The 8,837-nt window shown below is 73.0% G+C and carries 8 protein-coding genes; 4 read left to right on the top strand and 4 right to left on the bottom strand.

Going from position 1 to position 8,837, the window contains the following annotated elements:
* Window positions 1-254 precede the first annotated feature (254 nt).
* Complete coding sequence (locus tag ACFV4N_RS22100) at window positions 255-1,754, bottom strand: PucR family transcriptional regulator (RefSeq protein WP_499674456.1); 1,500 nt, start codon at window positions 1,752-1,754, stop codon at window positions 255-257.
* Between the two features lie 116 nt (window positions 1,755-1,870).
* Here ACFV4N_RS22100 and ACFV4N_RS22105 point away from each other — a divergent pair, with 116 nt between their 5' ends.
* Entirely contained in the window at window positions 1,871-2,185 is a 315-nt protein-coding gene (locus tag ACFV4N_RS22105; RefSeq protein ID WP_499674457.1) for a DUF3099 domain-containing protein, read from the top strand.
* Window positions 2,186-2,231: 46 nt separating this feature from the next.
* Here ACFV4N_RS22105 and ACFV4N_RS22110 read toward each other — a convergent pair whose 3' ends face one another.
* Window positions 2,232-3,134 carry a carbohydrate kinase family protein gene (locus ACFV4N_RS22110; protein WP_499674458.1) on the bottom strand — a complete coding sequence of 301 codons (903 nt, stop codon included), beginning with the start codon at window positions 3,132-3,134 and terminating at the stop codon, window positions 2,232-2,234.
* Window positions 3,131-4,057 (bottom strand): pseudouridine-5'-phosphate glycosidase, encoded by a 927-nt coding sequence (locus ACFV4N_RS22115; RefSeq protein WP_499674459.1) that lies wholly within the window; start codon window positions 4,055-4,057, stop codon window positions 3,131-3,133. Before ACFV4N_RS22115 ends, ACFV4N_RS22110 begins: the two co-directional genes overlap by 4 nt.
* A gap of 31 nt (window positions 4,058-4,088) precedes the next feature.
* On the opposite strand from ACFV4N_RS22115, the gene ACFV4N_RS22120 reads away from it, so the two are divergent.
* Complete coding sequence (locus ACFV4N_RS22120; RefSeq protein ID WP_499674460.1) at window positions 4,089-4,337, top strand: DUF3039 domain-containing protein; 249 nt, start codon at window positions 4,089-4,091, stop codon at window positions 4,335-4,337.
* A gap of 93 nt (window positions 4,338-4,430) precedes the next feature.
* Here the strand turns inward: ACFV4N_RS22120 and ACFV4N_RS22125 are convergent, their stop codons facing one another.
* Complete coding sequence (locus ACFV4N_RS22125) at window positions 4,431-5,624, bottom strand: YihY/virulence factor BrkB family protein (RefSeq protein WP_499674461.1); 1,194 nt, start codon at window positions 5,622-5,624, stop codon at window positions 4,431-4,433.
* A 179-nt stretch (window positions 5,625-5,803) separates the two neighbouring features.
* On the opposite strand from ACFV4N_RS22125, the gene ACFV4N_RS22130 reads away from it, so the two are divergent.
* Window positions 5,804-7,528 (top strand): DEAD/DEAH box helicase, encoded by a 1,725-nt coding sequence (locus ACFV4N_RS22130; RefSeq protein WP_499674462.1) that lies wholly within the window; start codon window positions 5,804-5,806, stop codon window positions 7,526-7,528.
* A gap of 250 nt (window positions 7,529-7,778) precedes the next feature.
* The coding region (locus tag ACFV4N_RS22135; RefSeq protein WP_499674463.1) for a sugar ABC transporter substrate-binding protein at window positions 7,779-8,837 on the top strand (1,059 nt) is incomplete at its 3' end.

An 8,837-nucleotide genomic window follows, 5' to 3' on the forward strand; every position in this document is an offset into this window, starting at 1 on the left:
CCGCCCCCACCACCCCCGCCCGCCCACCCTCCGCGTGTCCTCCACCCAGACATCGCGTGTCGTCCACTCAGGCATCGCGAGTCGTACGTTCAGGTCGGGCGAGTCGTACGTTCCGGCCCCCCGAGTTCCGCGTTCGGGCCTTCCGATACCTCGGCCGGGTTCGTCGTGAGCGCTGAATTCGGGGGTCTTGGACGTACGACTCGCGCGTTCTGGACGTACGACTCGCGATGTCCGACTGGAGGACACGCGGGGGGTTAGGGGGGTGGGGTGATGGTCAGGGCTATGGCCATGGCCAGGCGTTGGTCTGGGGAAGACAGGGGGAGGGGAGTGACCTCGGCCATGCGTTGCATGCGGTAGCGCAGGGTGTTGGGGTGCACGGCCAGGGCGCGGGCCGCCTCGCGCGCGTCGCCCTGGGCGGCCAGCCAGGCGCGCAGGGTGGGGGCGTACTGGGTGCCGTGCTCGGCGTCGTGCCGCAGCAGGTCCGCCACCGGGCCCCGGGTGGGCACGCGGCCGGTCCGGGCGACGCTCGCCAGCCGCCGCAGGAGGACCAGGGACCAGGAGTCGTCGTAGACGACCGGGTCGCCGGTGGACAGGGCCAGGCACTCGTCGGCCTCCGAGCGGGACGCGGGCAGCGCGTCGGCGTCGGCGCGGCCCCCGATCCCGGCCTCCACCACCACCCCGGAGGGGAGTTCGCGGACCAGGGCGCGGACCCACTCCACCGCCGCGCCGGCATCCTCGCCGCACGGCAGCACCGTGTAGAGGACGTTGCCGAACAGCGCCGAGCGACCGGGCCGCGACCAGCCGAAACCCGCCGTCGCCCGGGAGAACGCCAGCAGCGCCGCCCCGTGCTCGCCCTCCCCGGCGTGCGCCTGCACCGCGATCACCCGCAGGTCGGTCGACGGCAGCCCCAGCCGGGCCAGGTTCCCCGGCGCGCCCGCCTCCAGCGCCTCGATCACCAGGTCCGCCTCGGCCTGCCGCTCCAGGTCCGCCGACGCCCGCGCCCGCAGCAGGTGCAGCGCCGTCGTCCGCGCCCCGTCCACGAGGGCCGCGTGCCGGATCGCGTCCACCGCCGCGTCGACCTCCACCCACACCGACCCCAGCAGCTCCCGCCCCGCCCGCACGGCCGCCACCAGCCGCCCGCCGAGCTGGTCGGTGAGCTTCGGCACGAAGATCGGCTCGTCGGACCGCGCCAGGTGCGCGAACACGCCGTAGGAGTCCAGCGCCCGCCGCGCCTCCTCCGGCACCCGCCGCCCCAGGATGGTCTGCACCCGCACCTGGTCCACGTCCTGCTGCCGGTACGAGTAGGCGAGCACCCGCGACTGCTGGTCCTCGATGGTCACCGGCCCGCCGACCACCGCCGCGATCGCGTCGGCCACCGCGAACAGGTCCCCGGAGCCCTGCCCGCCGAGCACGAGCGTCTGCGCCACGTTCGCCAGCTGCCCCCACGGCACCGACGGGTCCACCAGCAGCACCGCGGCCCCGGACCGGCGGGCCGCCGCGAGCACCCGCTCGTCCAGCGGCGGCGACCCGTGCAGCACGACCGCCGCCGCCGCGGTCCCGCCGACCAGCCGCGCCGCCGCCGCGGGCGAGGGCACCCCCAGGCCGAGCAGCACGTCGTCGGGCGCCGCCGCCGTGTGCTCGGCCGGGTCGTGCAACGCCACCCCGCGCAGCTCCACGTCCCGCCCGCGCGGCGCGCAGCACAGGTCCGTGCCCAAGCCGCCGAGCACGTCCACCAGCCGATCCAGCGCCACCACAGGCGGGATGGTCCGCCACGGACCCGAACGGCCGCAACCGCGGCGGGAATCACCCTCCACCCGTTGTGTCGTACCCGGTACCTGGTGGGACCATGGAGTGAATTGGAGGTGATGTCGTGACCAACCCCGAGCGCGACAGCACACCGGTGCTCATCACCGCGGCGGCCCCCTCCTACGAGGAGCAGCACGCCGCCCGCAAGCGCAAGTACGCGATCATGATGGGCGCCCGCATCCCGTGCCTGGTCCTGGCGATGGTCTTCTACCAGACCTGGTGGCTGGCGCTCGCGTTCCTGGTGCTGTCCGTGCCGCTGCCGTGGATGGCGGTCCTGATCGCGAACGACCGCCCGCCCCGCAAGGCGGAGAAGCCCCACCGCTTCGTCCGGGAGCACCGCGCCGTCGAGGCGCGGTCGCACCAGGTCATCGACGGCTGAGGTCAGACCGTCGACGGCCGAGGTTCAGACCGTCGACGGCCGAGGTTCAGACCGTCGACGGCCGAGCGGGCGGCACCGGCGTGGCGGAAGGCTGCGCGCCCACGGACGACACGGCCCGCGCCGCCGCCCGCACGCCGGCCAGCAGGGCGTCCCGCCGGGACGCCCCGCCCAGCCACGCCGCCAGCAGCCCGGCGTCGAACGCGTCGCCGGCGCCGGTCGAGTCCACGCACTCCACGTCCTCGGCGGGCACCGACACCACCTCGTCCGCGTCCACCCAGCTCGCGCCGCCCGCTCCGGACGTCAGCGCCACCGCGCCCACCACGTCCAGCAGCGCCCGCGCGGCCTCCGGTGACGCCGACCCGGTGAGCGCCACCAGCTCCTCGGTGTTGGGCAGCAGCAGGTCCACGCCCCGCACGTCGTCCAGGAACCCGTCGTAGACCAACGCCGCGGACTGCGGGTCCACCGACGTGGTCAACCCGGCCTCCCGCGCCGCCCGCAGTGCCGCCACCCCGGCGGCCCGCGACGACGCGTCCAGCAGCACGTACCCGGAGAGGTGCAGGTGGGAGGCCCCGCGCAGCAGCGCGGGGTCCACGTCGCCGGGTGCGAACCGGGCGTTGGCGCCCCGGTCGGGCAGCATGGTCCGCTGCCCGGTGTCGTCCACCAGCACCACCACGCAGCACGTCGCCGCGCCGGGGTCCACCGCGAACGCGCACCGCACCCCGGCGGCGGTCAGCTCGGCCTCGACCTGCCTGCCCGCGGTGTCCGCGCCGACCCGCGCCAGCAGCACCGGGGACGCGCCGCACGAGGCCAGCCACGCCGCCGTGTTCGCGCCGGCGCCGCCGGGTTCGATGGTCACCGAGGCCCGCGTGTCGCCGCCGTGCACGACGGGCCCGGAGTGCCGGGCCACCACGTCCAGGCCGGCGTCGCCGACGACCACGACCGCGGTCACCGACCGGCCTCCGGCGCCGCCAGCTCCACGGCCACCTCGGCGGCCAGCACGGCGTTGGACACCACCAGCTCCTCGTTGGCGTCCAGGCTCACCCCGCCGCTGGCGGTGTGGAAGTGCTCCAGCAGCACGGGCGTGACCTCCTTGCCGTGCACCCCGCGCGACCGCAGCAGCTCCAAGCCCTCGGTCAACAGTCGTTCGTGCAGGTCGGAGGGCATCTCGAAGGCGGCGGGAACGGGGTTGGCCAGCAGCACGCCCGACGAACCCGGCACCCCGGAGCGGTGCGCCGCGACCACCGCGGCGGCCTCGGCGGCCGACTCCACCCGCCACGGCACGTCGAACGCGGACTCGCGCCGGTAGAACGCCGGGAACCGGTCCGCCCGGTACCCCAGCACGGGCACCGACCTGGTCTCCAGCAGCTCCAGCGTGGCCCCGATGTCCAGGATCGACTTGACCCCGGAGCACACCACCAGCACGGGCGTGGTCGCCAGCACGTCGAGGTCGGCGGACACGTCCCAGGTCTCCCGCGCGCCCCGGTGCACCCCGCCCAGCCCGCCGGTCGCGAACACCCCGATGCCGGCGGCGTGCGCCAGCGCGGCCGTGCCCGCCACCGTGGTGGCGCCGTCCCGCTTGAGCGCGAACGCCGCGCCCAGGTCCCGCCGCGACAGCTTCACCAGGTCGTTCGCCGGGTCGCACACCCGGTCCAGCTCCTCGGCGGTCAGCCCGACCTTGGGCACCCCGCCCAGCACGGCGATCGTGGCGGGCACCGCGCCCGCGGCGCGCACCGCGCCCTCGATCCGACCGGCGACCTCGCGATTGCGCCCGGGCGGTAGCCCGTGCGACAGGATCGTGCTCTCCAACGCCACCACCGGCCGGTTCTCGGCCAGGGCGGATTCGACCTCTTCGGTGATGCTCGGCGTACTCACGAAGTGCCATCCTCCCAGGTAAGCTGGGCGGGTGAGCACGCAGACCCTGCCCGACGTGGAGACCCGGCCGGAAGGCACCGACCACACCGGGGACGACACCCCGAAGATGTTCCACTACGTGCGCAAGAACAAGATCGCGGAAAGCGCGGTCATGGGCACGCACGTGGTGGCGCTGTGCGGCGAGGTCTTCCCGGTGACGAAGTCGCCGAAGCCCGGCTCTCCCGTCTGCCCGGATTGCAAGCGGATCTACGACGGCCTGCCCAAGGGCGGCGGCGAGTAGGTCCCCGACCCGCGACGCCCCGGCACCGGTCACCCGGAGCCGGGGCGCCGTCGTCCCGGCCCGGTCACGCCCCGACCAGGGGCTGCGGGCCGGTCAGCCCTGCGCCCGCCGCACGGGCGGCGGTTCCCCCGGTCGCCGGTCCTCCGGCGGCGCGGCGCCGTTCCCGGACCCGGAGCCCCCGGCCGGACCCGGCCCGACCTGATCCACCGGGACCACCGGGACCACCGCCTCCGATGAACCCGCCGGACCCGCCTCCGATGAACCTGCCGGACCCGCCTCCGGCGAACCCGCCGGACCCTCCCCGCCCTGCTGCCGGACCCGCCCGCCCTCGTCGGACCGGATGCGCTCGGCCGCCCGCTCGATCTCCAGCCGCTGCCAGCGCCGCCGCTGCCGCCGGGTCATCCTCGCCGGCCACATCTCCTGCAACGCGCTGTTGAAGTAGGCGCCGAGCGTGATCGCCAGCCCGATGAAGAACGCGAACAGCAGGAACGCGATGGGCGTGGCCAGCGCGCCGTAGGTGTAGCCGGTGGTGGTGATCCACCGGATGTAGAGCCGCAGCCCGATCGAGGAAAGCAGGAACACGAACATCGCCAGCACCGCGCCCGGCACGAGCCGGTGCCACGGCAGCTTGTTCGGCAGCGCCACCTTGTAGAGCGTGGCCAGCGCCAGCACCAGCAGCACCGCGATGGCGGGGTAGTAGAAGGCGCTCAGCCAGCTCGCGATCGTCGGCTCCCACGAGTCCGGGAACAGCCGCGGCAGCACCTCCGGGCCCAGCGCCAGCACCGGCAGGCCGATGATCAGCAGCACCAGGCTGGCCAGGTAGAGCAGCAGCGCGAAGATCCGCTGCCACACCTCGTTGCGCACCCCGTACTGGTCGTGCGCGGCCGTGATCGCGTCCACGAACGACGACATCGCCGACGACCCGGCCCACAGCGAGATCAGGAAGCCGACCGAGACGATCTCGCCCTTGCCGCTGGTCAGCACCTGGTCGACGGTAGGCACGATCACCCCGTTGACCACGTCCTGGCTGAAGATCGTCCGGCAGGTGGCGATGATGTCGTCCTTGACCGCGCCGACGACGTCCGGACCGAGCCAGTCGCCGACGTAGCCGAGGCTGCCCAGCAGGCCCAGCAGCAGCGGCGGGAACGACAGGGTCTGCCAGAACGCCGCCTCGGCCGATTCCGAGAAGATGCTGCCCGCCCACGCCTTGGACCACGTGCGCGCCAACAGGCGCAGTGGCCCCTTGCGGACCGTGCTGCGCTCCCTGTCGACCGGAGGCGAACCCATCGCGAGGTCAAGCATGGTGCATGGCGGGCCATTTCGCGGCACCGGAGCCGGTGTCCGGTCCCGCGAGCCGTGCGCGGCGGCCGCAGCGGGTAGGCTGTCCCTCGCCCTCGACGGTCAACCGCACCGAGGGCATTCCCATGTCCGCACCGCAGGTCATCAGCGCTGGAGGGGTTCCGAGGTTGTCGCAGCCGCAGGTCGTCGCAACCCGCCCGCTCCGAGCCTGGCAGCGCCGCGCGCTGACCAAGTACCTGGCCGCCAGGCCCAAGGACTTCCTGGCCGTGGCCACGCCCGGCGCGGGCAAGACCACGTTCGGCCTGCGCGTCGCGGCCGAGCTGCTGGCCGACCGCACCGTCGAGGCGGTCACGATCGTCACGCCCACCGAGCACCTGAAGCACCAGTGGGCGAAGGCGGCGGCCGAGGCGGGCATCGCCATCGACTCGAACTTCCGCAACACCATGGCGGTCACCTCGCGCGACTTCCACGGCGTCGCGCTGACGTACGCGCAGGTCGCGGCCCACCCGACGCTGCACCGGGTGCGCACGGAGAACCGCAAGACGCTGGTGCTGCTCGACGAGATCCACCACGGCGGCGACGCCAAGTCCTGGGGCGACGCGATCCGCGAGGCGTTCACGCCGGCGGTGCGGCGGCTGTGCCTGACCGGCACCCCGTTCCGCTCGGACGACTCGCCGATCCCGTTCGTCACCTACGAGCCCGGCCCGGACGGCGCGCAGCGCAGCAAGGCCGACCACTCCTACGGCTACTCCGACGCGCTGAAGGACGGCGTGGTCCGCCCGGTGATCTTCCTGGCCTACTCGGGCGAGGCGGCGTGGCGCACGAGCGCGGGGGAGGAGTTCTCCGCGCGGCTCGGCGAGCCGCTGACCCAGGAGCAGACCGCGCGGGCGTGGCGGGTGGCGCTCGACCCGTCGGGCGAGTGGATGCCGTCGGTGCTCAAGGCGGCGGACGTGCGGCTGACGCAGCTGCGCAACGGCGGCATGCCCGACGCGGGCGGCCTGGTCATCGCGACCGACCAGACCGTGGCCAAGGCCTACGCCGAGGTGCTCAAGCGCGTGACCGGTCACGACGCCACCCTGGTGCTGTCCGACGACCCCAAGGCGTCGGGTCGCATCGCCGAGTTCTCCGCCTCGCAGGACCGCTGGCTGATCGCGGTGCGCATGGTGTCGGAGGGCGTCGACGTGCCGCGGCTGGCCGTCGGCGTGTACGCGACCAGCGCGTCCACCCCGCTGTTCTTCGCCCAGGCCATCGGCCGCTTCGTGCGGGCGCGGGCCAAGGGCGAGACGGCCAGCGTCTTCCTGCCCAGCGTGCCGGTGCTGCTCGGCCTGGCCAGCGAGCTGGAGGCGCAGCGCGACCACGTCCTCGGCAAGCCGCACCGCGAGAAGGACGGCTGGGACGACGACCTGCTGTCCCAGGCCAACAAGGTCGACGACGAGCCGGGCGAGGAGGAGCGGGCGTTCACCTCGCTGGGCGCGTCGGCCGAGCTGGACCAGGTGATCTACGACGGTTCGTCGTTCGGCACGGCGGCGTTCGCGGGCAGCGACGAGGAGCAGGAGTACCTGGGCCTGCCCGGCCTGCTGGAGCCCGACCAGGTGCGCGCGCTGCTGCGGCAGCGGCAGGAGAAGCAGCTGGTGGAGGCGAGCAAGCGGAACGCGGCGGCCGCCGCCGCACCCGCGCCGCCCGCGCCGGCGGCCCGTCCCGCGAGCGTGCAGGAGCGCCTGGCGCAGTTGCGCAAGGAGCTGAACACGCTCGTGGCCATGCACCACCACCGGACCAAGAAGCCGCACGGCAAGATCCACAACCAGTTGCGCGAGTACTGCGGCGGCCCGCCCACGGCGATGGCCAGCATCGAGCAGCTGGAGGAGCGGATCGCCACGCTGCGCTCGTGGTGATCGACGCGGCGTGACGCCGCGGTGATCTTCGGGCCGACTCCGTTGCGAGCCCGAACAAACCCTCTGGTCGGTCCTTTCGTGACCGGACGTAACCAACTGCGCCATTCGGCGTAGTCAGATGACTGTTCGGTTACCTCTCTGTTAGCTCATCGTGCTGACTTTATCGGTCAAGTGTGCTTCCGGTCACCGTGGGTGTGGGCATACGTTGTGCGCCACAACATTTACGCACCTGCGTGAAAGGGATGGCTGGATGCGCAGCAAGAGCCTCGCTCTCATCGCCGCAAGCACGGGCCTTGCGTTGGCCATGACGGCATGTGGCGCGAACACGTCCACCGGTGGCAGCACCACCTCGGAGACCAACACGGACAGCGCCTCGGGCGGTGCCAAGATCGGCGTCATCCTCCCGGAGACCAAGTCCTCCGCCCGCTGGGAGGGCTTCGACAAGCCGCTGCTGGAGAAGGCCCTCAAGGCCGAGGGGCTCGACCCCGACATCCAGAACGCCCAGGGCGACGTGCAGAAGTTCTCCACCCTGGCCGACGGCATGATCAACGCGGGCGTCAAGGTCCTGATCATCGCCACCCCGAACAGCGAGGTCGGCGCGTCGGTCGCGCAGAAGGCCAAGGCCTCGGGCATCCCGGTCATCGACTACGACCGCCTGAACCTGGGCGGCAGCTCCGACTACTACGTGTCGTTCGACAACGTGAAGGTCGGCAACCTCCAGGGCCAGGGCCTGGTCCAGGGCCTGGAGAAGCTGGCGCCGGGCAAGAAGCCCGCCGAGGTCATCGAGATCGAGGGCGCCCCGACCGACAACAACGCCACCCTGTTCTACAACGGCCAGCAGGAGGTGCTGAAGCCGAAGTACGACTCGGGTGACTACAAGCTCGTGCAGTCGCAGCCCATCCCCGACTGGGACAACCAGCAGGGCGGCGTGACCTTCGAGCAGATCCTGACCTCCAACGGCCAGAAGGTCGACGGCGTCGTGGCCGCCAACGACGGCCTCGCCGGCGCGGTCATCACCGTGCTGAAGAAGTACGGCCTGAACGGCAAGGTCCCGGTCACCGGCCAGGACGCCACCCCGGAGGGCCTGCAGGCCGTCCTGCGCGGCGACCAGTTCATGACCGTCTTCAAGCCGATCGACGCCGAGGCCAACGCCACCGCGAAGCTCGCCGCCGCCCTCGCCAAGGGCGACACCGCCGGCGCCGACGCGCTCGCCACCGGCTCCGTCGAGGACACCAAGGGCAGCCGCACGGTCAAGTCGGTGCTGCTGGAGGCCCAGCTGATCACCAAGGAGAACGTCAAGACCGTGGTG

The sequence above is a fragment of the Actinosynnema sp. NPDC059797 genome, from assembly GCF_042732085.1.
Lineage (GTDB): Bacteria > Actinomycetota > Actinomycetes > Mycobacteriales > Pseudonocardiaceae > Actinosynnema.